Below are 25145 nucleotides of genomic sequence, written 5' to 3'. Positions count from 1 at the left end.
GCGCCATGGCCGACCTGACTCCCACCCCGGACCGCCCCGGGCTCCACGTCAGCAAGCCGTCCCCGAACGCCCCCGCGACCGGCTCGGCCGTCTGCCACTGCGGAGCCTCCGCGACCGCCACCGGGGACAGCCAGGTGCAGGCCCTGGTCGAGGGCTACACGGCGAACCACGGTGCGGCCCACCGCGACGGGGGTGCACGCCGATGACCACCCCCGCCCCTCGTGTGCTGGACCTGTTCGCCGGCCCCGGCGGCTGGTCCCAGGGATTACGCGCCCTGGGTGTCCGGGAGATCGGGTTGGAGATCGACACGGCCGCGTGCGCCACCCGCAAGATGGCCGGTCACCTCACGATCCGTACCGACGTCGCGGCCTACCCCACCGGCCCCCTGGCCGGGAAGGTCGTCGGGCTGATCGGGTCGGCCCCCTGCCAGCCCTTCAGCAGCGCCGGCCTCGGTGCCGGACACGACGATATGCACCTGTGCCACCAAGCGTTGGACGACCTCGCCCGCGGCACCGACACCCGCCCCCTCCTGCGCACCGCCTGCTCCGATCCCCGCTCCCTCTTGGTCGCCGAACCGCTGCGCTACGCCCTGGACCTCCACCCCGAGTGGGTCGCCCTGGAGGAAGTCCCCGCGGCACAGCCCCTCTTCGAGCACACCGCCCGCATCCTGCGCACCCGTGGCTACTCGACGTGGGTCGGCATCCTCAACGCCGCCGACCACGGTGTCCCCCAAACCCGCCGGCGTGCCGTGCTGATGGCCTCCCGCACCCGCACCGCCACCCCGCCCGAGCCCACCCACGCCGAGACCGCCCAACCGGAAACCCTCTTCGGACCGGGCCGGCTGCCCTGGGTGTCCATGGGCGAGGCGATCGGCTGCCCCACGGGAGACGTCATCACCCGGGGCAACCACACCTCCGGCGGCACCCGCTTCTCCACCACCGCCCCCGCCTGGGCCCTGACGGGTAGGGCCCGCTCCTGGACCCTGCGCGTCGGCAACCGTCCCCGCTCCACCCACCGCACCCTCGACCGCCCCGCCCCCACCCTCCTGTTCGGCCACCGCCTCAACGACGTCTCCTGGTACGACGACCACGGCACCGCCGTCCGCCGGCTCGCCGCCACAGAAGCGGCCGTCCTCCAGGGCTTCCCCGCCGACTACCTGTGGCAGGGGTCGCGGACCAAGCAGTTCGAGCAGATCGGCAACGCCGTCCCCCCGCCCCTGGCCACCGCCATCCTCACCAGCCTCGGCGCCACCGCCACCGCTGGTCTGGAGGTGGCCGCATGAGCGACACCGCCACCACGGCGGGCCTGGACCCGACCACCCTGGGCGACCTGCTCCGGGTGGTCGGGTCTCCCGGCTTCGACCGCCTCACCGAACAACTCCGCCGCACCGGAGGATGCTCCCAGCCCATCCACCTCACCGGCGCCACCAAGACCATCGACCGGGCGACCGGCACCCTGCTGCACCACTACTCGACCGATGCCGAGCCCGGGGGCCGCCTGCGGATCGCATGCGGCAACCGCCGCGCCTCCCGCTGCCCCGCCTGCGCCTGGACCTACGCGGGAGACACCTACCACCTCATCCGCGCCGGCCTCACCGGCGACCCGGACAAGGGCACCCCGACCACGATCCGGGATCACCCCCGGGTCTTCGCCACCTTGACGGCCCCGTCGTTCGGCCCGGTCCACAACCGGCCCGGCACCCGGTCCTGCCGTTGCGGTGTCCGGCACGCTGAGAACGCCCCGGAGTTGGGCACGCCGCTCGACCCCAGCACGTACGACTACGCGGGGGCGGTGCTGTGGAACAACCACGCCTCCGACCTCTGGCGCTACTTCACGATCTACCTCCGCCGCGAAATCGCCAAGCGAGCCGGACTCACCCAGAAAGCCGCCCGCGAACAGTCCAAAGTCTCCTTCGGCAAAGTAGCCGAGTACCAGAAGCGCGGGGCCGTCCACTTCCACGCGGTAATCCGCTTCGACGGACCCGACGGCCCGGACACCCCGCCCCCGGCCTGGGCCACCCTCGCCCTCCTGGACGACGCGATCCACGCCGCCGCCGCCCGGGTTGAGGTCCTAGTGCCGGCCAACCCGGAAGCCGGGATCGCCACGGGGTGGACGCTGCGGTGGGGCACGCAGCTCGACGTGCAGCCCATCGGCGCGTTCGGAAGCGGCGAAGACCTCACCGAACAGGCCGTCGCCTCCTACGTCGCCAAGTACGCCACCAAAGCAGCCGAAACCACCGGGACCGTGGACCACCGGATCGGCAACAAGGAAGCCCTGGTCCTCCTCGACGTCCCCGAGCACCCGCGCCGGCTGATCGAAGCGTGCTTGGACCTGCACCACGCTTACCCGGAACGCAAGCTCCGCGACTGGGCCCACATGCTCGGCTTCCGCGGCCACTTCTCCACCAAGTCCCGGGCCTACTCCACCACCCTCGGCGCCCTCCGCCAGGTCCGCGCCGACTACCGCGCCGCCGAACAACGCGCCGCCCTCGGCCTCCCCGACCCGGACGACCACCCGGAAGCCACCACCCTCACGCTCGCGCACTGGGCCTACGCCGGCAACGGCCACACCCCCGGCGAATCCTGGCTCGCCGCCAACATCCACCGCGACATCCAACACAACCGCGAAACCGCCCGCGAACACCGCGCCGAACTCGAAGAGACAGGGGAATGCTGATCATGACGAACAGGCTGCTGACCGTTGAGCAGGTTGCCGAACTGCTCGGCACGACCTCCCGATTCCCGCGCCGGCTGATCGCGGAAAGGCGCATTGAATACGTGAAGGTGGGCCGACACGTTCGGATCGCGGAGCACGTGGTGGAGGCGTTCGTGGCCGCCCACACGGTCACGCCCGCGCGTCGTCTGCGGGGTGTCGCCTGATGGCGGGCAAGAAGCGGCAGTTCGGCCGCGTGCGCAAGCTGCCCTCGGGGCGGTACCAGGCTCGCTACCTGGGACCGGACGGTATCGACCGCCCGGCGCCCGAGACGTTCCGGACCAAGCGGGACGCTGATGACTGGCTTGCCGACCGGCAGAGCGAGGTTCGGTCAGGGGACTGGCGCGACCCTGACGCCGGCAAGGTGAACTTCGGTGAGTACGCCCTCCGGTGGGTGGAGGAGCGTGACCTCGCCGCGACGACGGACGAGCTGTATCGCCGCCTGCTCCGACTGCACCTCCTGCCGACCTTCGACGGGGTCGACCTCGACAAGATCACGCCGCCCTCCGTCCGGACATGGCGCACCGAGAGGCTGAAAGCGACGGAAGCACCGACAACGGTGGCCAAGTCGTACCGGCTCCTCAAGGCGATTATGGAGACCGCCGTGGACGACGAGCTGATCCGCCGCAACCCGTGCCGGATCAAGGGCGCGGGCAAGGAGTCGGCGGAGGAGCGCCCCACGGCCACCGTCCCGCAGGTCGATGCCCTGGCCGACGCGATGGGCCCCCGGTGGCGGTTGATGGTCTACATCGCCGCGTACGGACCGGCCCGGCCCGAGGAACAGGCGGCGATGCGTCGCCCGGACGTGGACCTGGAGAACGTCGGTGTCTGGGTCCGTACGGCTGAACCTGAGCTGACCACGGGCCGCCGTGCTCCGGGAGACACCAAGTCGGCGGCCGGTCGGCGCTTCCTCGTGCTGCCGGCGTTCATGGCGACCGACCTGGAACGCCACCTCGACTGGTACGCCGAGAAGACGCCGGACGGGTTGCTGTTCGTGGGGGAGAGGGGCAAGCCGTTTCGCCGCTCCACCTTCGGCCGGAAGTGGCGCAAGGCGCGGGCCACGGTCGGCCTGCCGGAGAACTTCCGCTTCTACGACCTCCGGCACACCGGGCACACCCTCTCGACCCGCTCCGGGGCGACCCTCAAGGACACGATGGTGCGCGCCGGCCAGTCCACCGAGCGGGCCGCGCTGATCTACCAGCACTCCGACACCGAGCGGCAGAAGGAGGTGGCCGACGGCATCGACGCTCACGTGCGCGCCGCACGGCTCCGGGCACAGGAGGAGCAGGACAAGCAGCGATCGGGCACGGAACGGGCACGCGACACCTAGACAGGTCCAGACAACAAACAAGGCCCGGGTCGTTGACCTGGGCCTCAGTCTTGGAGCGGGTGACGAGAATCGAACTCGCGCTCTGAGCTTGGGAAGCTCATGTTCTACCATTAAACTACACCCGCGAAGCTCGCCGATCATCGGCGGTGCATCGTCGCACACTGTACCCCATGGCAGGCCCCCGGCGTATTCGTCGCGGGGTCCGGTCGTCGTTCCGGGGGGTGGGAGGGGTGGATGCGGTTGTGAGGGGCGGGAGTTGGGGGCGTAGCGTGGGTTGTCGGAGTGCCGCGTGGAGCGGCGTCCTGTTCATCCCCTAATGTGGCGTTCTCGTCCAAGGCTTGGTTGGGGAAGGGACTTGATGGAGTCGATGGAGCGCACCGTCGTCCGCTGTGCCGAAGGGCACGTTTTTGCTACCTCGTCGTTCCCGATGCAGCAGCTCGGGGCCGGCCGGATCGGTCCGGGGCGGCTTATTCGGTGTCCGCGTTGTGCCCGGTTGAGGCATGCGGTGCCCGTGGTGTTCGAGGAGCGGTAGGTACGGGACCGAGGGGCGGCGTCCGCGGGTTCGCGGGGGCGTCCAGGGGTCCGGGCAGTGGTGGAGGCAGGCGCGCGGGAGCGGTCCGGTTGGGGCGGGCTCGCGCGTTCTGCGTATCCTCGGGACGTGCTTCTCTCAGATAAGGACATCCGGGCCGAGATCGACGCCGGGCGGGTCCGCATTGATCCGTTCGACCCGTCGATGGTGCAGCCATCGAGCATCGACGTGCGGCTGGACCGCTACTTCCGGGTGTTCGAGAACCACCGCTATCCGCATATCGACCCAGCCGTCGAGCAGGCCGACCTGACCCGCACGGTCGAGCCGGAGGGGGATGAGGCGTTCATCCTGCACCCCGGTGAATTCGTGCTCGCCTCGACGTACGAGGTCATCTCGCTGCCCGACGATCTCGCGTCGCGGCTGGAGGGGAAGAGTTCGCTGGGGCGGCTCGGGCTCGTGACGCATTCGACGGCCGGGTTCATCGATCCGGGGTTCTCGGGGCACGTGACCCTGGAGCTGTCGAATCTCGCGACGCTGCCGATCAAGCTGTGGCCGGGAATGAAGATCGGGCAGCTGTGCATGTTCCGGTTGAGCTCGCCCTCCGAATTCCCGTACGGCTCCGAGCGGTACGGATCGCGTTACCAGGGTCAGCGCGGGCCGACCGCCTCCCGGTCGTACATGAACTTCCATCGGACTCAGGTGTGAGGGCGGATCGATGAGCGGGGCACGCGAGAACCTGACGTACGAGGGCTTCGGGCTCGCGGTGCGGGAGCTGGCCCAGGCGGTGGCCGACGACGGGTACGAGCCCGATGTGGTGCTCAGCATCGCCCGGGGCGGGGTGTTCGTCGCGGGCGGGCTCGCGTACGCGCTGGACTGCAAGAACATCCACCTCGTGAACGTGGAGTTCTACACCGGGATCGGCACCACGCTGGAAATGCCCGTCATGCTGGCGCCCGTTCCGAATGCCATCGATTTCTCGGACAAGAAGGTCCTGATCGCCGATGACGTCGCCGATACGGGCAAGACCCTGAAGCTGGTCCGGGACTTCTGTATCGACCATGTCGCGGAGGTGCGCAGCGCGGTCATCTACGAGAAGTCGCACTCACTCGTGAAATGCGAGTACGTGTGGAAGAAGACCGATCAGTGGATCAACTTCCCGTGGAGTGTGGAGAAGCCCGTCGTACGCCGTGAGGGGCAGGTCCTCGACGCCTGAGAAGGCGTGAGTACGGCGAAGGGCCCCTGGAGCATCCACATGGTGCTCCAGGGGCCCTTCGTCCGTCAGATCGTGCCCAGCTTGATGATCGACAGCAGTGCGATCAGCTGGATCGCCGAGGCGCCCAGCGCCTTCGGCCACGGCAGGTCGTGCGACTTGCTCACCATCGACGTGAACAGCGCTCCGGCCGCCAGCCAGGTGACCCAGCCGACCACCTGGACCAGGGAGTTCTCGCCGCCCAGGAAGAGCGCGAAGAGCAGGCGCGGGGCGTCCGTGATCGACATGATCAGCATCGAGAGGCCCACCGTCGGCTGCCAGGAGCCGGTGCCGCCGAGCTGGCGGGCCAGGGTGTGGGTGACCGCGCCGAGGACCAGGCCGCCGATGACGAAGCCGATGCCGGTGATGACGACGTACGGGACGGCCGTGGAGATCGTCGCGTTGATCGCCTCGTCGCGCGCCTGGTCGAAGCCGAAGAGCGCGAGCAGCCCGTAGAGGAACGTGACGATGAGCGCCGGGCCCCACACGGGGTAGTCGCGCATCTGCCAGAACGTCGGGCCCGGTCGCAGCACCATGCCGGTGAGCAGGTCCTTCCAGGGCAGGCGCGGGCCTGCGGGCTGGGCGGGGGCCTGGCCGGCGCGGTAGGTCTCGCCGCCGCCGTACGGGTCCTCGTCGACTCTGAACGCCTGGGTGTGACCCGGGCTGTTGGCGTACGGGTCGTGGTGCGGGGGTTCCTGGTACGGATCGCCGAAGTACTCGGGCTCCCCGTGTCCGTGGGCGCCGTTGCCGCCCTGCTGTCCGTTGCCGCCGTGTCCGCCGCCGTGCCCGTTGCCGTAGCCGCCGTTGTACGGGGCGCCCTGGGGCGCTCCGTACGGCGGTGCGCCGTTGCCTCCTGCCGGCGGCCACGACTGCCCGCCGTACGGCGGCTGTGGTGCTTGGCCTCCGTACGGCTGCTGCTGCGGGTGCTGCTGCGGTTGTCGCGGGGTGCGGTTGTCCCGGCCGCGTCCGATCCTGAATCCAGCCACGGAATCGAACGTACCTGGTCCGTGTGGGTGTCGTGAGAGGGCCGGGGGAACCGGCGCCCCATTGCTGCCGAGCTGTGACATCCCCTAGGGGGACCCCGGGGGGTGCGCGGGGGGTGGGAGAGGGGCGCGCGGGGGACGGCCGACGCGGTGGCGGGGCCTGCGGCGATGCCGCTCAGCGGAGGAACAGGGCCGTGCTGAACGTGATCAGGGGGCGGCCGGGTGTCCTCGCCGGGAAGAGCGCGATCAGGTCCTGCCGCTCGCCCCGGTGGGTACGGACCGCGGTGTCCGCCTTATTGTCGCCGTCGAAGTCGGCCCGTGCCAGGAGCGTGGTCCCGGTGGCGCCGGTGGCGCCGGTGGTGCGGAGGGGGGCCTCGGGGACCTCCGCGGCCTCGAAGCGGTATGTGCCGCCCGGCCGGGTCGGGCCCTGGGGGGTGCCGAGCAGCAGGGTGGCCTTCGCGGCCGCGCCGGGGGTGTGCGGGCGGGTGGCGTGGACCAGGTCGTCGTAGCCGTCGCCGTTCGTGTCGGCCTTCGGTCCGGGGGCGTAGAGGTACGGGCCGCCGCCGGGGAGCGACTCGGCGGCGCGGGGGGCTCCGGCGCGGGTGAAGGGGCCGCGCAGGAAACTGACCCTGCCCCCGCCGGCCGTGACGGCGAGGTCGGTGCGCCCGTCGCCGTCGAAGTCGCCGCAGACCGGCTGCTGGGGCCAGTCGTTGCCGAAGCGGGCCTTCTGCGGGATGCGCAGGGTGACCGCCCTGCCGGTCAGGCCGGCCGGGGAGCCGAAGAGGATCTGGAGGGGTACGGGCGGGGTGCCGATGCCGTTGTACGGGGGGTCGGTGGAGACGATCAGGTCCGTGAAGCCGTCCCGGTCGAGGTCGCAGGCCGTCTCGGCGTCGAAAGCCGCCGGGAGCGTGTCCCCGGACTTGGCCGCGTTGGCGTGGGCGCTCAGCAGCTGGCGGGCGGCCGGGTCCAGGCCGCGGGCCTCGGAGCCGTACACGACGCCGATGCCCGCGTCGTCCCCGTGGCTGTCCTCGGGCGCCTTCACCAGGTCGTCGATGACGAGGTCCCGCAGGCCGTCCCCGTTGAAGTCGTCCGGGGTGCGGCTCCCCTCGCCGCGCGGGACCGAGGCGCCGGGCGGGGTGTCGCCGTTCTTGCCGGAGGGGGCGGACGGGGCGTGGGCGGCGGAGGGGCTGCCGCAGGCGGTGAGCACCACGAGCAGCGTGGCGCAGCCCGCCCCGAGCGCGGCCGCGGTCCTGGCGGTCACCGTTGCCGTCGGCTGCGTGATGCGTCTGCGCACGGGGTCCTCATCCGTCGGTATCTGTGGCCGGTCGCGGTCGGTCGCCCGCGCGATCAGACGTCTTGGGTCCGCCGCCCGTCTCCGGGACGTACGCCCGTCTCCGGGACGTACGCCCGAGGCCGGGACGTACGCCCGTGGCCGGGACGTATGCCCGTGGCCGGGACGTACGCGCGTGGCCGGGACGTACGTGAACCGTCGTCCGTCGTCCGTCATGCGTGCGCGCCACATGATGCTGCAGTTCGCCCCGCCGCGTACATGTCCCGGCTCACATGCGACCGTGCTCACACGCAGAAGCGGCCGGTCCTGCCCCCGAGGCAGGTCCGGCCGCTTGCGGCGTCGTACGGATCGGTTACGCCGCCGGTTCGGGCTCCGGCGCGTCCGCCGTCTCCGGCTCGTCCGCCGGGTCGGCGGGCGTCTTCACGGACTCCAGCAGGAGCTGCGAGACGTCGACCACCTGGATCGATTCCTTGGCCGTGCCGTCGTTCTTCTTGCCGTTGACCGAGTCGGTCAGCATGACGAGGCAGAACGGGCAGGCGGTGGAGACGATGTCCGGATTGAGGGAGAGGGCTTCGTCGACGCGCTCGTTGTTGACGCGCTTGCCGATCCGCTCCTCCATCCACATCCGGGCACCACCGGCGCCGCAGCAGAAGCCGCGCTCCTTGTGGCGGTGCATCTCCTCGTTCCGCAGACCCGGGACCTTCGCGATGATCTCGCGCGGCGGCGAGTAGATCTTGTTGTGACGGCCCAGGTAGCACGGGTCGTGATACGTGATCAGGCCCTCGACCGGGGTCACCGGGACCAGCTTGCCCTCGTCCACCAGGTGCTGGAGCAGCTGCGTGTGGTGGATGACCTCGTACTCGCCGCCGAGCTGCGGGTACTCGTTGGCGATGGTGTTGAAGCAGTGCGGGCAGGTGGCGACGATCTTCTTCGACGACTTCGGCTTCCTGGTCGCCTCGTCGTCCTCGTCCTCGCCGAACGCCATGTTCAGCATCGCGACGTTCTCCTGGCCGAGCTGCTGGAACAGCGGCTCGTTGCCCAGGCGGCGGGCCGAGTCACCCGTGCACTTCTCGTCGCCGCCCATGATCGCGAACTTGACGCCCGCGATGTGGAGCAGTTCGGCGAACGCCTTCGTCGTCTTCTTGGCCCGGTCCTCCAGGGCGCCCGCGCAGCCGACCCAGTACAGGTAGTCGATCTCGCTGAGGTCCTCGACGTCTTTGCCGACGATCGGGATCTCGAAGTCGACCTCCTTGGTCCACTCGACGCGCTGCTTCTTGGCGAGACCCCAGGGGTTGCCCTTCTTCTCCAGGTTCTTGAGCATCGTGCCCGCCTCGGACGGGAACGCGGACTCGATCATCACCTGGTAGCGGCGCATGTCGACGATGTGGTCGATGTGCTCGATGTCGACCGGGCACTGCTCCACGCACGCACCGCAGGTGGTGCAGGACCACAGCACGTCCGGGTCGATGACGCCGTTCTCCTCGGCGGTGCCGATGAGGGGGCGCTCGGCCTCCGCGAGGGCGGCCGCGGGAACGTCCTTGAGGGCCTCGGCCGAAGCCTTCTCGTTGCCCTCCATGTCCTTGCCGCCACCGGCCAGCAGATACGGGGCCTTGGCGTGCGCGTGGTCGCGCAGCGACATGATCAGGAGCTTCGGGGAGAGCGGCTTTCCGGTGTTCCAGGCGGGGCACTGCGACTGGCAGCGGCCGCACTCGGTGCACGTGGAGAAGTCGAGGATGCCCTTCCAGGAGAACTGCTCGACCTGTGAGACACCGAAGACGTCGTCCTCGCCCGGGTCCTCGAAGTCGATCTCCTTGCCGCCCGACGTCATGGGCTGGAGTGCGCCCAGTGCGACGTCACCGTCGGCGTTCCGCTTGAACCAGATGTTCGGGAAGCCGAGGAAGCGGTGCCAGGCCACACCCATGTTGGTGTTGAGCGAGACCGTGATCATCCAGATCAGCGAGGTGCCGATCTTGATCATCGCGGTGAAGTAGATGAGGTTCTGGAGCGTGCCGAGGGCGAGCCCCTTGAAGGCCAGCACCAGGGGGTACGAGACGAAGTACGCCGCCTCGTAGCCCTCCACGTGGTGGATCGCGCCCTCAAGGCCGCGCAGGGCCAGGATCGCGAGGCCGATGACGAGGATGACGTACTCGACGAAGTACGCCTGCCAGGCCTTGGAGCCCGCGAAGCGCGACTTGCGGCCGGCCCGGGAGGGCAGGTTCAGCAACCGGATCGCCATCAGTGTGACGATCCCGGCCACCGTCATCAGGCCGATGAACTCGATGTACATCTCGAACGGCAGCCAGCCGCCGATGATCGGCAGCACCCAGTCGGCCTGGAAGAGCTGTCCGTACGCCTGGAGCAGCGTCGGTGGCAGGGTCAGGAAGCCGATGGCGACGAACCAGTGGGCGAAGCCGACAATGCCCCACCGGTTCATCCGGGTGTGGCCGAGGAACTCCTTGACCAGGGTGATCGTGCGCTGCTTGGGGTCGTCGGTGCGGCTGCCTGCCGGTACCGGCTGTCCGAGTCGGACGAACCGGTAGATCTGCGCGACGGCTCGGGCGATGAGCGCAACGCCGACGACGGTCAGCACCAGCGACACGATGATCGCGGCGAGTTGCATTAGGGGGCTCCTCGGGCCTGCGAGGGTTGGGATCCAGCACTACTAAGCAGTAACTTAATCAGTCTGTGCTGACACTATCCACTTATTCCGCGACGCTGTAGCCGGGCAAGCGGTGATCTGTGTCGCTCAGGTGTGCCTTGCCGCGCCGGGCGAGCCCGCGAAGCGCCGCACGCAGCGGACGGTGTACGGATTCCGCCAGGATGACGAGGTCGAGCACCGTTCCGCGGTGCTCGGCGTAGTGCTGGTCGAGCAGGTCGGGTTCGTCCCAGGGCATCCCGGAACGGGCCCGTACCTGGGCCAAGCCTGTCAGGCCCGGTCGCAGCTCCCGACGCCAGTGCCCGGTTCCGGCTCCCATGGCCCCCAAGTCGCCCGGCGCGAGCGGGGTCGGGCCGACGAGGGAGAGGTCCCCCCGGACGACGTGGGGCAGCCGGGAGAGGACGTCGAGCCGGAGCCCGCGGGTGCGCAGGGAGCGCAGTTCGAAGGCGCGGCCGTGCAGACCGGTCAGGGTCCGGCGCTCCAGTACGCCGCCGGGCGGGCGTTTCACCGCCAGCGCGAGGGCGCCCGCGGCCAGGGCGGGGGCGGCCAGGACCAGGAGGGCCGAGCCGATCATCAGGTCCAGTACCCGTTTGGCCGTCACGCGGGAGGTGAAGAGGCGTGCCGCGTCCAGTGCTGTCCACGCCGCCGTACGGACCGTCGCGGGCAGCGATGCCGGTCGTACCGCCGTTCGCCGGGGCCGCGCCCGTCCGGGGCCGAACGCGCCGGACCGGCCCCACGCCCCGGACCGGCCCCGGACGGGCGGCCGGCCCCACACCCCGGACCGGCCCCATGTACCGGACCGGTCCCACGCGCCGGGTCGTCGCTGCCGCTCCGCGCGCCGCCGTCTGGGGTTCTGCCTCGCGTTCCGCATCGCGTCCGCCCGGGTTCGAGGTCCGATGGTGTGCCGGTTATGACCGGCTCACGGCATTTTGTGACAGAACGATGCCACGGTGGGATGGTGGGGCGAGGGGTGCGCGGGGCGTGGCGCGGGATGTGCCACGGGATGAACCGCGTGCGGACGGGTCGACGCCTCGGGGAAAGCCCTGGTGGCACTAGGGGTGAGCACCTAAGTTGAGTCAGGCCCGCTCAGGTCTGTTGACTCTGGGGCGGGTGTCATGCATTCTTGAGTCAGATCCACTCAAGTAGTCAGTTGGAGGAATCGAAATGGCACGTGCGGTCGGCATCGACCTGGGCACGACTAATTCCGTCGTCAGCGTTCTCGAAGGCGGCGAGCCCACCGTCATCACCAACGCCGAAGGCGCCAGGACCACGCCGTCCGTCGTCGCCTTCGCCAAGAACGGCGAGGTGCTCGTCGGCGAGGTCGCCAAGCGCCAGGCAGTCACGAACGTCGACAGGACCATCCGCTCGGTCAAGCGCCACATGGGCACTGACTGGAAGATCGACCTGGACGGCAAGAGCTTCAACCCGCAGCAGATGAGCGCCTTCATCCTGCAGAAGCTCAAGCGGGACGCGGAGTCCTACCTGGGCGAGAAGGTGACCGACGCGGTCATCACCGTCCCGGCGTACTTCAACGACTCCGAGCGCCAGGCGACGAAGGAGGCCGGCGAGATCGCGGGCCTGAACGTCCTGCGCATCGTCAACGAGCCGACGGCCGCCGCTCTGGCGTACGGGCTCGACAAGGACGACCAGACGATCCTCGTCTTCGACCTCGGTGGCGGCACCTTCGACGTGTCGCTCCTGGAGATCGGTGACGGCGTCGTCGAGGTGAAGGCCACCAACGGTGACAACCACCTCGGTGGTGACGACTGGGACCAGCGCGTCGTCGACTACCTGGTGAAGCAGTTCGCCAACGGGCACGGCGTGGACCTGTCCAAGGACAAGATGGCTCTCCAGCGTCTCCGCGAGGCCGCGGAGAAGGCGAAGATCGAGCTCTCGTCCTCGACCGAGACCACGATCAACCTGCCCTACATCACGGCGTCCGCCGAGGGCCCGCTGCACCTGGACGAGAAGCTCACGCGCGCCCAGTTCCAGCAGCTCACCGCCGACCTTCTGGACCGGTGCAAGAACCCGTTCCACAACGTCATCAAGGACGCGGGCATCGCGCTCTCCGAGATCGACCACGTCGTTCTCGTCGGTGGCTCGACCCGTATGCCGGCCGTCGCCGAGCTCGTCAAGGAGCTGACCGGTGGCCAGGAGGCCAACAAGGGTGTGAACCCGGACGAGGTCGTCGCCATCGGCGCCTCGCTCCAGGCCGGTGTCCTCAAGGGTGAGGTCAAGGACGTCCTGCTGCTCGACGTCACCCCGCTGTCTCTCGGTATCGAGACCAAGGGCGGCATCATGACGAAGCTCATCGAGCGCAACACGACCATCCCGACCAAGCGCTCCGAGATCTTCACGACGGCCGAGGACAACCAGCCGTCCGTGCAGATCCAGGTCTACCAGGGCGAGCGCGAGATCGCGGCGTACAACAAGAAGCTCGGAATGTTCGAGCTGACCGGTCTGCCGCCGGCCCCGCGTGGTGTGCCGCAGATCGAGGTCGCCTTCGACATCGACGCCAACGGCATCATGCACGTCGCTGCCAAGGACCTCGGCACCGGCAAGGAGCAGAAGATGACCGTCACCGGTGGCTCCTCGCTGCCGAAGGACGAGGTCAACCGGATGCGTGAAGAGGCCGAGCAGTACGCCGACGAGGACCACCGTCGTCGTGAGGCCGCCGAGTCCCGCAACCAGGGCGAGCAGCTCGTCTACCAGACGGAGAAGTTCCTCAAGGACAACGAGGACAAGGTTCCCGCCGATGTGAAGACGGAGGTGGAGACCGCGCTCGGTGAGCTGAAGGAGAAGCTCAAGGGCGAGGACACCGCCGAGATCCGTACCGCCACCGAGAAGGTCGCGGCCGTCTCCCAGAAGCTGGGCCAGGCGATGTACGCCAACGCCGAGGCCGGCGCGACGCCGGGCGCGGACGTGCCGGGCGACGGGGCCAAGGCCGATGACGATGTCGTCGACGCGGAGATCGTGGACGACGAGAAGGACACCAAGGGCGGTGCGGCGTGACCGAGGAGACTCCGGGCTTCGACGAGAAGCCCGACGTCCCCTCCGGCGCCACCTCCGACGACGCCGAGCCGAAGGCCGCCGCTCCCTCCGAGGAGGAGGCGGCGGCCCCGGCCGGGGACGATAACCAGACAGCAGGTCTGACGGCTCAGCTGGACCAGGTCCGCACCGCGCTCGCGGAGCGCACGGCCGACCTCCAGCGGCTCCAGGCCGAATACCAGAACTACCGCCGCCGCGTGGAGCGGGACCGGGTCACGGTCAAGGAGATCGCCTCGGCGAACCTCCTGTCCGAGCTGCTGCCCGTGCTCGACGACGTCGGCCGCGCGCGGGAGCACGGCGAGCTGGTCGGCGGCTTCAAGTCGGTGGCCGAATCGCTGGAGACGACCGTCGCGAAGCTGGGCCTCCAGCAGTTCGGCAAGGAGGGCGAGCCCTTCGACCCGACGATCCACGAGGCCCTGATGCACAGCTATGCGCCGGACGTCACGGAGACGACCTGCGTGGCGATCCTGCAGCCTGGGTATCGCATCGGCGAGCGCACCATCCGCCCCGCGCGGGTGGCCGTCGCCGAGCCGCAGCCGGGTGCCACGCCGGCGGCGGCGAAGGAAGAGAAGGCAGATGACGAGGAGAGCGGTGGCACCGAGGAGGTCTGACATCCCGTCCGACCATCCCGGTGCTCACCGCCCGGCCCAGCGACCGGCCAACAGGCCGGTCGCTCGGCCGATCGTCCGGAAGGAGGGACGTCGATGAGCACGAAGGACTTCGTCGAGAAGGACTACTACAAGGTCCTCGGCGTCCCCAAGGACGCCACCGACGCCGAGATCAAGAAGGCGTACCGCAAGCTCGCCCGCGAGTTCCACCCGGACGCCAACAAGGGCGACGCCAAGGCGGAGTCGCGCTTCAAGGAGATCTCCGAGGCGAACGACGTCCTCGGTGACACCAAGAAGCGCAAGGAGTACGACGAGGCGCGCGCCCTCTTCGGCAACGGTGGCTTCCGCGCCGGTCCCGGTGGCGCGGGAGGCAACTTCGACCTGGGCGACCTCTTCGGCGGCGCCCAGCGGGGCGGCCAGCCCGGTGGCGCGGGCGGGTTCGGCGGCGGTGGCGGTCTGGGCGACGTCTTCGGCGGCCTGTTCAACCGCGGCGGTACGGGCACGCGTGTGCAGCCGCGCCGCGGCCAGGACATCGAGTCCGAGGTGACGCTCAGCTTCACCGAGGCGGTCGACGGGGCCACGGTCCCGCTGCGGATGTCCAGCCAGGCGCCCTGCAAGGCGTGTTCGGGCACCGGCGACAAGAACGGCACCCCGAGGGTCTGCCCGACCTGCGTCGGCACCGGCCAGGTCTCGCGCGGCAGCGGCGGCGGCTTCTCGCTCACCGACCCCTGTGTGGACTGCAAGGGCCGGGGCCTCATCGCCCAGGACCCCTGCGAGGTCTGCAAGGGCAGCGGCCGGGCGAAGTCGGCCCGCACCATGCAGGTCAGGATTCCCGCGGGCGTCCTGGACGGCCAGCGGATCCGGCTGCGCGGCAAGGGCAGCCCGGGGGAGCGCGGCGGTCCGGCCGGCGACCTCTATGTCGTCGTCCATGTCGACGCCCACCCGGTCTTCGGCCGCAAGGGCGACAACCTCACCGTCACCGTGCCCGTCACCTTCACGGAGGCGGCGCTCGGCGGCGAGGTCAAGGTCCCCACGCTCGGCGGACCCGCGGTCACCCTGAAGCTTCCGGCCGGCACCCCCAACGGGCGTACGATGCGGGCCCGCGGAAAGGGCGCGGTACGCAAGGACGGCACTCGCGGCGACCTGCTGGTCACCGTCGAGGTGGATGTGCCCACGGACCTCCCGCAGGAGGCCAGGGACGCGCTGGAGACCTACCGGAAGGCGACCGCGGACCAGGACCCGCGGGCGGAGCTGTTCCAGGCTGCGAAGGGAGCTTGAGATGGACGGCCGTCGACGTAATCCGTATCGGCTGACCGATGAATCACCTGTGTACGTGATCTCGATCGCGGCCCAGCTCTCGGGCCTCCACCCGCAGACGCTGCGTCAGTACGACCGTCTCGGCCTCGTCTCCCCGGACCGCACGGCCGGGCGCGGCAGGCGCTACTCGGCCCGCGACATCGAGCTGCTGCGCACCGTGCAGCAGCTGTCGCAGGACGAGGGCATCAACCTGGCCGGCATCAAACGCATCATCGAGCTGGAGAACCAGGTCGCCGCCCTCCAGCAGCGCGTCGCCGAGCTCTCGGCGGCGGTGGACGGCGCGGCGGTCGCCATGCAGCAGCGCGAGGCGCAGGTGCATGCCTCGTACCGCCGTGATCTGGTGCCGTACCAGGACGTGCAGCACACCAGCGCGCTGGTGGTCTGGCGGCCGAAGAAGCCGAAGGACTGATGCGGGTGGCGCCGCGAGGCGTCGCTCCGGAGCTCGTGCGTGAACCGCAGGGCCCGTCACCCGGGAGTCCACTTCCGGGAGGCGGGCCCTGCGGCGCGCTCCGGGGCGTTCAGGAGTCCTGGTCGAGGATTCCCGACCGGGCGATCAGATAGCCGAGCTGGGCCCGGCTGCTGCTGCCCAGGGCGGCGGAGAGCTTGGCGACGTGCGCCCGGCAGGTCCGGACGTTCATGCCCAGACGCCGGGCGATGGAGTCGTCCACATGGCCCTCGACGAGCAGTTGCGCGATGGAGCGCTGGACCCCGCTGATGCCCTTGGGCGTCGGTTCGTACTTGACTTCCTCCCGCAGCGGCGCGGCGCGGCTCCACAGCTGCTCGAAGACCTTGGCCAGGTACTGCACGAGCCCGGGGTGGCGCAGTTCGAGCGCCACTCGGCGGTCGTCCGTGGCGGGGATGAAGGCGACGGTGTGGTCGAAGATCATCAGCCGTTCGATGAGCTCTTCGAGGGTGCGGATTTCGACCTTGCCCGCTGTCATGCGGTCCGCGTACGTCAGGGTGCCGTGGCTGTGGCGGATGGTGTGCTGGTAGAGCGAGCGCATGCCGACGCCGCGTTCGGCGAGCATGTTCCCGCGCTCCACGGCGATGTTGAGGGTGCCCTCGCTGCGGCCGCCGCCCGGCTGGATGGTCAGGACCTCCGACCGGCACTCGGCCATGGCGAGCTCGATGGAGGCGTTGATCCGGTCGATTCCCTCAAGCACCGTGATCGCGTGCGTGGTGGGTGTCTGGGCGCTGATGGCCATGAACGGTTCGAAGGTGTCGGTCAGCTCGACGGAGAGCTGTCTGCGGGCCTGGATCTCCCGCTCGATCGGATGGAGCCGCTGCGTCAGCGCGGCGGACGGCGGTACCGGCCGGAGCCAGGCGTCGTCGGCCGGATCCGGATGAAGCAGGGCGAACTCCAGCAGACAGGGCGCGGCCGCCACTTCGGAGCGGGCGATCTTGCCCACGCTCAGCGCGCTGGCGTAGAGCCGTATCCCCTCCTCGCACAGGGCGGTGACAGAGTGGGGATGTGTCGTATTTGTGCTGTTTATTGTCAATTCTCCACCCCCCAGGAACATGAAACTACAGGAACATGATGCATCGATCCTGTGGCATTGACGTGCCTGAATGAGCCATCGTCTTGTCATGCGGGGGAGAGGAAACCTTGGAAGTGAGGACGAAGCCGACTATGGGTAGCAAAATGCTTCGCTCGGCGCTTGCCGCGGCCTTCTCCGCTGGGCTGGCGATCGGAGCGATCAGTATCCAGGACCTGGTCTGGGACAGTGCGCCCACCGACACGGCAGGCGCGCAGACGCAGGCCGCACCCCCGCCGGATCTGGTGTGGGACATCGCGCCGACCGGGGCGAAGGCCTCGTACGTCCGGGCCCTGCCCCCGCCGGACCTGGTGTGGGACGTGGCGCCGGTCGGATCGAAGCCGGCGCAGGCCCGGGACGTGGCACCGCCCGACCTGGTGTGGGACATCGCGCCACGAGCGACGGCGCAGGCATGATCCCCCCGGACGACCGCACCTTCCGGCGGGAAATGGCCACGGCCTACCGCTCAGGGTGGCATTTCATCGATCTGCTCACGGCACTCCCCCACCGTGGCGATTCGTTGATGGTCACCCTGTTCGGAGAGCCGATCGTCGTGGTGATGGAGGAGGACGAGGGCGTCCGCGCCTATCGCTGTCTCCGTCGGCCCCGCGGTGCCCCGCAGCCGGTCCGCTGTGCCGTGAGGTACGGCATGATTTTCGTCAATCTCGACCAGCGTGATCATGAGCTGTTCGAAACAGAAGCCATCTCCGCCACCCCCCGCAGTGCCTGAGCGATTCCCCCGTCGTTCCATATCGCTCAGGCGCTTCCCCCACACAGCGGCGCCACCGTGACCTGAACACGGTGGCGCCGTTGTGCTGTTCCGCCGCGGGCTGGCTCAGGCCCTGCCGAGCGCCCGGTCCAGGGCGATCTCGATGACGACCCGGTCGGCGCTGGGCTTCGGCGTGCGCTCGTAGCGCTCCGTGTAGCGGCGTACCGCGTCGTCGACGCTGTCCTGGTCCATGCGGATCGTCGCGCGGCCCTCCAGCGTCGCCCAGCGGGCGCGGTGCGTCTGGCAGACGGCGACCCGTGCCCCGTCCGGGCCCGCGGCCAGGATGTTGGCGACCTTGCGGCTGTTCTTGTTGGTGATGACGCGGGCGAGCCCCGCCCCGGGGTCGTAGGTCACGCCGACGGGCACCACGTGCGGGGTGCCGTTCGGGCGGAGCGTCGTCAGGGTGCACAGATGGCGCTCGCGCCAGAAGGCCAGGTACTCGGGGCTGGGATCGCGTACGTCGGGCATGCCCGAAGCGTAGGCGCCCGAGGGGGCGTGCTGCGGTGGCGGGCCGGGGTGGTGAAAGGTTCACTCGGATCAGGGCCCGGAACGGAACAGCGCCGGGGCGGCCGGGGACGGACCGGAGCCGGGACCGGCGGTGCCGGGCGCGCATATGTGTCCTCGGCCGAAGGGTGGCACACGCCGGGGTACGGCTTCAGGCCGAAGTGCGACACGGGCCGGGGTACGTCTTCAGGCTTGAGTGGAATAGACTCAACTTTGTACACGTTGACTCAGTCAATAGCGGCCGGGCGCTGCCCGGTCCCCGCCGGACCCGAGAAGCACCACCGCAAGGAGGAGAGAGCGCACGTGGACGCCGAGCTGACCAACAAGAGCCGGGACGCCCTCAACGCGGCCACCAGCAGGGCCGTGAAGGACGGGCACCCCGACCTGACCCCCGGGCATCTGCTGCTCGCGCTGCTCGAGGGCGAGGACAACGAGAACGTCATCGACCTGCTGGCCGCCGTCGACGCCGACCAGGTCGCCGTGCGCGCCGCGACCGAGAAGCTGCTGGCCGCACAGCCCAGCGTCACCGGGTCCACCGTCGCGCCGCCGCAGCCCAACCGTGAGCTCCTCGCGGTCATCGCGGACGCCGCGCAGCAGGCCAAGGAGCTGGGCGACGAGTATCTGTCCACCGAACATCTGCTGATCGGCATCGCGGCCAAGGGCGGCCGTGCCGGTGAGATCCTCGGTGAGCAGGGGGCCAGTGCGAAGAAGCTGCTGGACGCGTTCGAGACGAGCAGGGGAGGGCGCCGGGTGACCACACCGGACCCGGAGGGCCAGTACAAGGCGCTGGAGAAGTTCGGCACCGATTTCACGGCCGCCGCACGCGAGGGCAAGCTCGATCCGGTCATCGGGCGTGACCAGGAGATCCGCCGCGTCGTCCAGGTCCTGTCCCGCCGCACGAAGAACAACCCCGTGCTCATCGGTGAGCCCGGTGTCGGCAAGACCGCCGTCGTCGAAGGTCTCGCCCAGCGCATCGTCAAGGGCGACGTACCCGAGAGCCTGAAGAACAAGCGCCTCGTCTCCCTCGACCTGGGGGCGATGGTCGCGGGTGCGAAGTACCGCGGCGAATTCGAGGAGCGCCTGAAGACCGTCCTCTCCGAGATCAAGGAGAGCGGCGGCCAGATCATCACGTTCATCGACGAGCTGCACACCGTCGTGGGCGCCGGCGCGGGCGGCGACTCCGCCATGGACGCGGGCAACATGCTCAAGCCGATGCTGGCCCGCGGCGAGCTGCGGATGGTCGGCGCCACCACGCTGGACGAGTACCGCGAGCGCATCGAGAAGGACCCGGCCCTGGAGCGCCGCTTCCAGCAGGTCCTGGTCGCCGAGCCGTCCGTCGAGGACACCATCGCGATCCTGCGCGGACTCAAGGGCCGCTACGAGGCCCACCACAAGGTCCAGATCGCGGACTCCTCGCTGGTGGCCGCGGCCACGCTCTCCGACCGCTACATCACCTCCCGCTTCCTGCCCGACAAGGCCATCGACCTGGTCGACGAGGCGGCGTCCCGGCTGCGCATGGAGATCGACTCCTCGCCCGTCGAGATCGACGAGCTCCAGCGCGCCGTCGACCGGCTGCGCATGGAGGAGCTGGCCCTCAAGAACGAGACCGACGCCGCCTCCAAGCAGCGCCTGGACAAGCTCCGCCGCGACCTCGCCGACAAGGAGGAGGAGCTGCGCGGCCTGACCGCCCGCTGGGAGAAGGAGAAGGAGGGCCTCAACCGCGTCGGTGAGCTGAAGGAACGGCTCGACGAACTGCGCGGCCAGGCCGAGCGCGCCCAGCGCGACGGCGACTTCGACTCCGCCTCCAAGCTCCTGTACGGGGAGATCCCCGGCCTGGAGCGCGAGCTGGAGGAGGCCGCGGAGGCCGAGCAGGAGGCCGCCAAGGACACGATGGTCAAGGAGGAGGTCGGCCCGGACGACATCGCCGACGTCGTCGGCTCCTGGACCGGCATCCCGGCCGGACGGCTGCTGGAGGGCGAGACCCAGAAGCTGCTGCGCATGGAGGAGGAGCTGGGCAAGCGCCTCATCGGCCAGCGGGAGGCCGTGCAGGCGGTCTCCGACGCGGTACGGCGCACCCGCGCCGGGATCGCCGACCCGGACCGCCCGACCGGCTCGTTCCTCTTCCTCGGCCCGACCGGGGTCGGCAAGACCGAGCTGGCGAAGGCGCTCGCCGACTTCCTGTTCGACGACGAGCGGGCCATGATCCGCATCGACATGAGCGAGTACGGCGAGAAGCACAGCGTCGCGCGGCTCGTCGGCGCGCCGCCCGGCTACGTCGGCTACGAGGAGGGCGGCCAGCTCACCGAGGCGGTCCGCCGCCGCCCGTACAGCGTCGTCCTGCTGGACGAGGTGGAGAAGGCCCACCCCGAGGTCTTCGACGTCCTGCTCCAGGTCCTCGACGACGGCCGGCTCACCGACGGCCAGGGCCGGACGGTGGACTTCCGCAACACCATCCTGATCCTGACCTCCAACCTCGGCAGCCAGTTCCTGGTCGACCCCATGGTCAAGCCCGAGGTGAAGAAGGAGCAGGTCATGGATGTCGTACGGGCATCCTTCAAGCCGGAGTTCCTTAACCGGCTCGACGACATCGTGGTCTTCTCCGCCCTGTCCGGCGACGAGCTCTCGCACATCGCGGGGCTCCAGATCGGCCGCCTCGCCAAGCGGCTGGCCGACCGCAGGCTCACCCTCGACGTCACGCCCGAGGCGCTGGCCTGGCTGGCCGAGGAGGGCAACGACCCGGCGTACGGAGCCCGGCCGCTGCGCCGCCTGATCCAGACGGCGATCGGCGACCGGCTCGCGAAGGAGATCCTCGCGGGCGGGATCACGGACGGCGACACCGTGCTGGTGGACCGGGCCGACGACGGGCTGAGCGTCGGCCGCGCCTCGTAACATTCCGGCCGGACACCCGGCCACCCGGACCCCGGCGGGTCCGGTCCGCACCGGCTGCGTGTCAGCTTGTGGCGGATCGGGGCCGCCGGGGCTTGCCATGCCCCGCCCGCCATGGGGGAGGATGGCCGCAACCATCACGAAGGGAAATAACGGTGAGCATCGATCCGTCCTCGATTCCTAATTTCGGGGGCCAGCCCGAACCGCAGGCGGCAGGACCGGAGGGCCCCGTCGTCCCTGACCAGGACCTCGTCAAGCAGCTCCTGGAGCAGATGGAGCTGAAGTACGTCGTCGACGACGAGGGCGACCTCGCGGCGCCGTGGGAAGAGTTCCGGACGTACTTCATGTTCCGGGGCGAGGACGAGCAGCAGGTCTTCTCGGTCCGTACGTTCTACGACCGCCCGCACGCCCTCGACCAGCGTCCCGTCCTCCTGGACGCGATCGACGACTGGAACCGCCGCACCCTGTGGCCGAAGGTCTACACGCACGCCCACGAGGGCGAGGAGGGCGAGGCGGGTTCCGTCCGGCTGATCGGTGAGGCACAGATGCTCATCGGCACCGGCGTCAGCCTGGAGCACTTCGTCTCCTCGACCGTCAGCTGGGTGCGCGCCTCGATCGAGTTCGACAAGTGGCTCGTGGAGCGCCTGGGCCTGGAGCCGGCCGAGGACAAGGCCGAGGAGAAGGCCGAGGGCGACACGCCCGCCGAGGGCTGAGCCGCCCCCGCGAACGGGAGCCCGGCCGGACAGGGACACGCGTGTCCCCGACCGGCCGGGCTCTGTCGTGTCCGCCCGCACCGCACCCGCACCGCACCGGCCCGCGCCGCATCCGCCCGCACCGCACCGGCCCCGCGGAGTCGGCGCGGGCGAGCGGCCGTTGCGAGCCATGGCGGCCTGATCAGAGCGCAGGCCCGCCACTTTCGTCACTGTTCCGCAACAGGCGTGAACCGCCCCGCCGGGTGCCCCGTACAGCCCGGTGTGCGCGGCTCAGCGGCCGCGGCGACCCAGAACGAGAGAAGGAGCCGACCATGGCGGCCAACGGCAACATCAACATCAGCCCGGAAGAGATGCGGGAGGCCTCGACCTGGCTGCAGCACCAGAAGGAACTGATGCAGCAGAGCCTCCACGAGGCCAACACCAAGATGGACGAGATGGTCGAGGCGGCCTACGCGACGCCGGGCTCCGAGACCAAGTTCCGTCCGTTCTGGGAGGAGTACAAGAACGGCACCGACAAGGCGATCGAGGGCCTCCAGGGCGTCAGCGAGTTCATCAAGCAGGTCGCCGACGCGTTCGTCGACACCGACGACCAGACGTCCGGCTCCATCGGCTGATGTGCCCCTGTGTCCGGTCCCGCCCTTCCGCGGCGGGACCGGACGGCGGCACGGGAGGAGCAGACCGATGACCCGCATCAGTGTCCCCCTCGACGACCTGAACGAGACGGTCAAGTCGCTTGAGGACATCGGGGAACGGATCAGCAAGAGCGCACGGCTCAGCGACATCGGATCGAAGGACGAGGTGGGCGACGCGAAGCTCGCCGACTCCCTCGCCGACTTCGACAGTGCGTGGGGCAGGGGCCACGAGAAGGTGCAGGAGAACGTGAAGGTCTTCTCCGAGAACACGAAGAAGATCTCCGACGCCTTCACGCAGACGGACGACGAGACCGTCAAGACGCTGGACAAATCCAAGACGTGACAAGAGCCTGCCGGCAGAAGGGACACGCGTCATGACGCATCCGGTCACGGACCGGGCCACGGGGGCGCCCGCGCACTACAAGCTGCGCTTCCCCGGCTCCTGGTGGCATCTGGACCTCGACCCGAGCACCCGGGACGCGTCCATCCGCCGCCGTATCGAGCACCAGGCGAAGGGAGTTCCCCAGCTCTCCCGCGAGCGGCTCGACGGCCTGATCCGCGACACCCGCCGGACCGCCCGCGAGGCATACGCCCGCGGGGCGCTCCAGGCGTCGGGGATGGTCAGGTTCCCGGGCGGGGACTCGATGCTCAGTGCCACCTCGGTCGTCCTGCGGATGCCCGTACCCGAGGACGAGCCGGCGGATCTGGCCGAGGTGCTGTTCGGGGCGAGCATGCTGGCCGGGGACCCGCAGAGCAGCGGATATCCGCCGCGCGAGGTGGAACTGCTGGAGCTGCCGGAGGTCGGACCGGTCGGTCGGATCGCCTCGGTCGAGGACATCGACTACCGCGGCACACCGGTGCGCACGGCGCTGCTGCACACGCTGTTCCCGATACCGGACCGCCGCGAGTACCTGCTGGTCTCCAGCTCCACGCCCAACGTGGACCTCAAGGACCAGTTCTTCGAGGTGTTCGACGCCATCGCGGGGACGCTGCGCTTCGTGGGAACCGACGGCGAGGGCACGGCGGGGCCGGCCGCACAGAGCCCGCAGGGCACGGACGAGAACGGAAAGTGAGGGCGGGCAATGGTGCGGGCAGCGGTGTCCGACTGGGAGACGGTCTTCGGGTTCTCGGACCCGACGCCGGGCGATGCGGAGATGCTCGGGAAGCTCGCGGGCCGGTACCGGTCCGTCGCCGACGACGCGGACCAGGCGCTCCCCATCGTCAGCGGACTGAAGAACGGTCAGCTCGGCGAGGGCAAGGCCATGGAGAAACTCCGGGACAAGCTCGGTGACCTGGCCGGTCAGGTGGAGAAGCTGCACAGTTCGTACGACAAGGCGGCGCGTGCGCTGGACACCTACGCCGACCAGCTGGGGGACCATCAGCGCAAGGCCGACAACGCCCTGGTCGAGGGGCGGGACGCCAAGGAGCGGTTGCAGCGGGCCACCGACGCCGCCGCGGCTGTGGGTTCCGTGATCAGCGGGCTGGACTCGGCGGACCCGCCCCCGCCGGACGACGAGGCGGCCCGGCGCAGTGCGCGGCAGGCCATGGAGGACGCCCGGAACGACCAGTCCGCGGCGCAGGGGAACGTCGACAGCGCCCAGCGGGACCTCGACGCCGCCCGCATGCTCGCCGAGGACGCGCGGGAGCTGCGCGAGACGGACGCCGCCACGGCGGCCCGCGCCCTGGACGACGCGACGAGCGAGGCGGTCCCGGGCAAGAGCCTGTGGGAGAAGATCAAGGACATCTTCAAGAAGGTGCTCGGCTTCATCAGTGCGGCCCTGGGCATCATCGCCATGCTCATCCCCGGACTTCAGGGCCTGGGGCTCATCCTGACGATCGCCAGTCTGGTCACCGCCGCCATCCCCTTCATCATGAATATCGTCGACAGCATCCAGTCGGGCGAATGGGACGTGCTCGACATGGTCCTCAGCGGCCTGGGGCTGGTGCTCGGCGGTGTCGGCCTGATCAAGATCGCCAATCTGGGCGGGATCGCGAACACCCTCAAGTCCGTCACGAGCAACCTCAAGACGATACAGATCAACATCAAGACCGTGATCCCCACCATCAAGACGTTCACCGGGTTCAAGAACCCGGGCGACCTGATCGCGAACATCATGAAGAACCTTCCCGGGGGGATCAAGACACCGGACATCATCAAGACGCTGCCGGACATCACCAACATCTGGACGAAGACGGCGGGTTGGATCGACCAGAGCTCGAACCTCATCGGGCTGGCCGGCCTCGCCTGGGCGATCAACAGCGCCGTCCCCAACGGGTCGAAGGGCACGGTCACGCACGACCCCGGTTACGTGGAGGGATCGACCTGATCCGGACCGCGTCCCGTCATGCGTGAGGGCTCCCGCCCCGGCCGTGGCCGGGGCGG

At 69.7% G+C, this 25145-nt stretch carries 25 protein-coding genes and 1 tRNA gene; 19 read left to right on the top strand and 7 right to left on the bottom strand.

Features of this window, described 5'->3' with window-relative positions:
* Window positions 1-5: 5 nt before the first annotated feature.
* The 5 genes from OG251_RS18610 to OG251_RS18590 are packed head-to-tail and all read left to right on the top strand — an operon-like array spanning window position 6 to window position 4042.
* Window positions 6-206 carry a hypothetical protein gene (locus OG251_RS18610; RefSeq protein WP_326681311.1) on the top strand — a complete coding sequence of 67 codons (201 nt, stop codon included), beginning with the start codon at window positions 6-8 and terminating at the stop codon, window positions 204-206.
* The gene (locus tag OG251_RS18605) at window positions 203-1282 is read left to right on the top strand and encodes a DNA cytosine methyltransferase (RefSeq protein WP_326678250.1); all 1080 of its coding nucleotides are present in this window, start codon (window positions 203-205) and stop codon (window positions 1280-1282) included. The genes OG251_RS18610 and OG251_RS18605 overlap by 4 nt, the downstream gene beginning before the upstream one ends.
* Window positions 1279-2676, top strand: coding sequence for a replication initiator protein RepSA (gene repSA / locus OG251_RS18600; protein ID WP_326678249.1), 1398 nt, complete (start codon window positions 1279-1281; stop codon window positions 2674-2676). Before OG251_RS18605 ends, repSA begins: the two co-directional genes overlap by 4 nt.
* A 2-nt stretch (window positions 2677-2678) precedes the next feature.
* The gene (locus OG251_RS18595; RefSeq protein WP_030295425.1) at window positions 2679-2879 is read left to right on the top strand and encodes an excisionase family DNA-binding protein; all 201 of its coding nucleotides are present in this window, start codon (window positions 2679-2681) and stop codon (window positions 2877-2879) included.
* Window positions 2879-4042, top strand: a complete 1164-nt coding sequence (locus OG251_RS18590; RefSeq protein WP_326678248.1) for a tyrosine-type recombinase/integrase — start codon at window positions 2879-2881, stop codon at window positions 4040-4042. The genes OG251_RS18595 and OG251_RS18590 overlap by 1 nt, the downstream gene beginning before the upstream one ends.
* Before the next feature lie 51 nt (window positions 4043-4093).
* Here OG251_RS18590 and OG251_RS18585 read toward each other — a convergent pair.
* Window positions 4094-4167 (bottom strand) — tRNA-Gly (locus OG251_RS18585).
* Window positions 4168-4700: 533 nt separating this feature from the next.
* Here OG251_RS18585 and dcd point away from each other — a divergent pair.
* Together dcd and OG251_RS18575 are read left to right on the top strand one after the other, a co-directional pair.
* A complete protein-coding gene (dcd, locus tag OG251_RS18580) occupies window positions 4701-5276 on the top strand; it encodes a dCTP deaminase (RefSeq protein ID WP_326681310.1) in 576 nt (191 codons plus the stop codon).
* Window positions 5277-5286: 10 nt separating this feature from the next.
* Window positions 5287-5784, top strand: coding sequence for a phosphoribosyltransferase (locus tag OG251_RS18575; protein ID WP_073719390.1), 498 nt, complete (start codon window positions 5287-5289; stop codon window positions 5782-5784).
* Between the two features lie 65 nt (window positions 5785-5849).
* Here the strand turns inward: OG251_RS18575 and OG251_RS18570 are convergent, their stop codons facing one another.
* The 4 genes from OG251_RS18570 to OG251_RS18555 form a co-directional block, all read right to left on the bottom strand.
* Window positions 5850-6806: a Yip1 family protein gene (locus OG251_RS18570; RefSeq protein WP_326678247.1), complete on the bottom strand. Its 957-nt coding sequence runs from the start codon at window positions 6804-6806 to the stop codon at window positions 5850-5852.
* Between the two features lie 172 nt (window positions 6807-6978).
* The gene (locus OG251_RS18565) at window positions 6979-8097 is read right to left on the bottom strand and encodes an FG-GAP repeat domain-containing protein (protein WP_326678246.1); all 1119 of its coding nucleotides are present in this window, start codon (window positions 8095-8097) and stop codon (window positions 6979-6981) included.
* A 349-nt stretch (window positions 8098-8446) separates the two neighbouring features.
* A complete protein-coding gene (locus OG251_RS18560) occupies window positions 8447-10714 on the bottom strand; it encodes a (Fe-S)-binding protein (RefSeq protein WP_326678245.1) in 2268 nt (755 codons plus the stop codon).
* 82 nt (window positions 10715-10796) lie between these two features.
* Window positions 10797-11351 (bottom strand): sugar transferase, encoded by a 555-nt coding sequence (locus OG251_RS18555; RefSeq protein WP_442818345.1) that lies wholly within the window; start codon window positions 11349-11351, stop codon window positions 10797-10799.
* Between the two features lie 563 nt (window positions 11352-11914).
* Between OG251_RS18555 and dnaK the strand changes: the two genes are divergently transcribed.
* The 4 genes from dnaK (at window position 11915) to OG251_RS18535 (ending at window position 16132) form a co-directional block, all read left to right on the top strand.
* Complete coding sequence (dnaK, locus tag OG251_RS18550; protein ID WP_326678244.1) at window positions 11915-13762, top strand: molecular chaperone DnaK; 1848 nt, start codon at window positions 11915-11917, stop codon at window positions 13760-13762.
* Window positions 13759-14409 (top strand): nucleotide exchange factor GrpE, encoded by a 651-nt coding sequence (gene grpE, locus OG251_RS18545; protein WP_326678243.1) that lies wholly within the window; start codon window positions 13759-13761, stop codon window positions 14407-14409. The genes dnaK and grpE overlap by 4 nt, the downstream gene beginning before the upstream one ends.
* Before the next feature lie 93 nt (window positions 14410-14502).
* Window positions 14503-15684, top strand: coding sequence for a molecular chaperone DnaJ (gene dnaJ, locus OG251_RS18540; RefSeq protein ID WP_326678242.1), 1182 nt, complete (start codon window positions 14503-14505; stop codon window positions 15682-15684).
* 1 nt (window position 15685) lies between these two features.
* Window positions 15686-16132, top strand: coding sequence for a heat shock protein transcriptional repressor HspR (locus OG251_RS18535; protein ID WP_326678241.1), 447 nt, complete (start codon window positions 15686-15688; stop codon window positions 16130-16132).
* 109 nt (window positions 16133-16241) lie between these two features.
* On the opposite strand, the gene OG251_RS18530 is transcribed toward OG251_RS18535, so the two are convergent.
* Window positions 16242-17243, bottom strand: a complete 1002-nt coding sequence (locus OG251_RS18530; RefSeq protein ID WP_198953027.1) for a helix-turn-helix transcriptional regulator — start codon at window positions 17241-17243, stop codon at window positions 16242-16244.
* Between the two features lie 110 nt (window positions 17244-17353).
* Between OG251_RS18530 and OG251_RS18525 the strand changes: the two genes are divergently transcribed.
* Both OG251_RS18525 and OG251_RS18520 read left to right on the top strand, forming a co-directional pair.
* Window positions 17354-17674 (top strand): hypothetical protein, encoded by a 321-nt coding sequence (locus OG251_RS18525; RefSeq protein ID WP_326678240.1) that lies wholly within the window; start codon window positions 17354-17356, stop codon window positions 17672-17674.
* Window positions 17671-17988 (top strand): (2Fe-2S)-binding protein, encoded by a 318-nt coding sequence (locus OG251_RS18520; RefSeq protein WP_073719400.1) that lies wholly within the window; start codon window positions 17671-17673, stop codon window positions 17986-17988. The genes OG251_RS18525 and OG251_RS18520 overlap by 4 nt, the downstream gene beginning before the upstream one ends.
* Before the next feature lie 105 nt (window positions 17989-18093).
* Here the strand turns inward: OG251_RS18520 and OG251_RS18515 are convergent, their stop codons facing one another.
* On the bottom strand, window positions 18094-18495 hold the full coding sequence (locus OG251_RS18515) for a pyridoxamine 5'-phosphate oxidase family protein (protein ID WP_326678239.1): 402 nt from the start codon (window positions 18493-18495) through the stop codon (window positions 18094-18096).
* 339 nt (window positions 18496-18834) lie between these two features.
* Here OG251_RS18515 and clpB point away from each other — a divergent pair, with 339 nt between their 5' ends.
* The 6 genes from clpB to OG251_RS18485 all read left to right on the top strand — a co-directional run bounded on the left by clpB (window position 18835) and on the right by OG251_RS18485 (window position 25089).
* Entirely contained in the window at window positions 18835-21420 is a 2586-nt protein-coding gene (gene clpB, locus OG251_RS18510) for an ATP-dependent chaperone ClpB (RefSeq protein ID WP_326678238.1), read from the top strand.
* A 152-nt stretch (window positions 21421-21572) separates the two neighbouring features.
* A complete protein-coding gene (locus tag OG251_RS18505) occupies window positions 21573-22130 on the top strand; it encodes a YbjN domain-containing protein (protein ID WP_073719403.1) in 558 nt (185 codons plus the stop codon).
* A gap of 311 nt (window positions 22131-22441) precedes the next feature.
* Complete coding sequence (locus tag OG251_RS18500; RefSeq protein ID WP_073719404.1) at window positions 22442-22744, top strand: WXG100 family type VII secretion target; 303 nt, start codon at window positions 22442-22444, stop codon at window positions 22742-22744.
* 67 nt (window positions 22745-22811) lie between these two features.
* Complete coding sequence (locus OG251_RS18495; RefSeq protein ID WP_326678237.1) at window positions 22812-23105, top strand: hypothetical protein; 294 nt, start codon at window positions 22812-22814, stop codon at window positions 23103-23105.
* Between the two features lie 31 nt (window positions 23106-23136).
* Entirely contained in the window at window positions 23137-23835 is a 699-nt protein-coding gene (locus tag OG251_RS18490; RefSeq protein ID WP_326678236.1) for a hypothetical protein, read from the top strand.
* A gap of 24 nt (window positions 23836-23859) precedes the next feature.
* Window positions 23860-25089 (top strand): hypothetical protein, encoded by a 1230-nt coding sequence (locus OG251_RS18485; protein ID WP_326678235.1) that lies wholly within the window; start codon window positions 23860-23862, stop codon window positions 25087-25089.
* Window positions 25090-25145 lie beyond the last annotated feature (56 nt).

This window comes from Streptomyces sp. NBC_01237, assembly GCF_035917275.1.
Classification (GTDB): Bacteria; Actinomycetota; Actinomycetes; order Streptomycetales; family Streptomycetaceae; genus Streptomyces.
This window is presented reverse-complemented; position numbering and strand designations above follow the sequence as displayed.